A 1,141-nucleotide genomic window follows, 5' to 3' on the forward strand; every position below is an offset into this window, starting at 1 on the left:
GGGGGGGGGGCCCCCCCCCCCCACGATCGGGTGAGCGGGACCGTCCTTCCCCAGGTTGAAGCACCGCGGGAGAGCTTGGTCCGCTCATCCATTGCGCCTGTCCTGAACAGATGATGGGGAGGAAGTCCCGCATGCAAGGCAAGGTTTTGCTCAATCGAAGCGCAATGAATGAAGTTTATGTCGGGATCGATGTCTGTAAAGACCACCTCGACGTTTATCTCCACCCCCTCGGTCAACACCTGCGGGTCGTCAACTCCCGCCAAGGTCTCGGTCTCCTCAAGCGTCGGCTCGCCAAGATGAGCGTTCTGCGCATTGTCATGGAGGCAACCGGCAAGCATCACCGTCAGGCCCACCGTACGCTGCATGCGGCGGGCTTTGCGGTCTGCGTGATCAATCCGCTGCGGGCCCGGCTCTTTGCCGAAGCGAGGGGAACGCTGGCCAAGACCGACGCCATCGATGCGCGGGTTCTGGCCCTGCTGGGCGAGGGTCTGGCGCCCGAGGCCAGACCACCGGCACCGGAAGATATGGAGACGCTGCAGGAGCTTGTTCATGCCAGAGCGGCCGCAACCGCCGAGGCCACGGCGCTTGCCAATCGAAGCCAGGCCAGTCACACGGCCTTCCTCAAGGTCGAGCTGAAGCGCCGGAGCAAAGCGCTTGAGGGCCATATCGCACGCCTCGAGGTCGAGATCGGCCGGCGCATTGCCGCCGATCCCGCCCTCGCGCGCCGCTACGCCATCCTTTTGTCCATTCCCGGTGTCGGGCCTGTCGTCGCCATGACGCTGATCGTCGATCTCGCCGAACTCGGACAGGGCTCACGCAAGGCCCTGGCCTTGCTCGCCGGGCTCGCCCCCATCGCCTGCGAAAGCGGCGACACCAGCGGCCAGCGACATATCAAAGGCGGCCGCGCCAGCGTGCGCCGGACCCTCTACATGGCCGCCGTTGCCGCCGCCAGATGCAATCCCGATCTTGCCGCCTTCTACAAACGACTGCGCGACGCCGGCAAAAAAGCAAAAGTCGCCCTCACCGCCGTCATGCGAAAGCTCATCGTCCTTGCCAACACCCTCATCAAAGAAGATCGTCCATGGCAACCCGTTTGCCCTTGACCCCAAACACAGATGCTCTCCCCGTTGGGGCGAGGGAG

The 1,141-nt window shown here is 64.4% G+C and carries 1 protein-coding gene; it reads left to right on the forward strand.

Annotated features, from left to right (window positions below; genetic code table 11):
• Positions 1-131: 131 nt before the first annotated feature.
• Positions 132-1,103: an IS110 family transposase gene (locus tag WEB61_RS02995; RefSeq protein ID WP_368062844.1), complete on the forward strand. Its 972-nt coding sequence runs from the start codon at positions 132-134 to the stop codon at positions 1,101-1,103.
• Positions 1,104-1,141 lie beyond the last annotated feature (38 nt).

Origin of the sequence: Parvibaculum sp. (genome assembly GCF_040882025.1) — a bacterium.
Taxonomy (GTDB): domain Bacteria; phylum Pseudomonadota; class Alphaproteobacteria; order Parvibaculales; family Parvibaculaceae; genus Parvibaculum.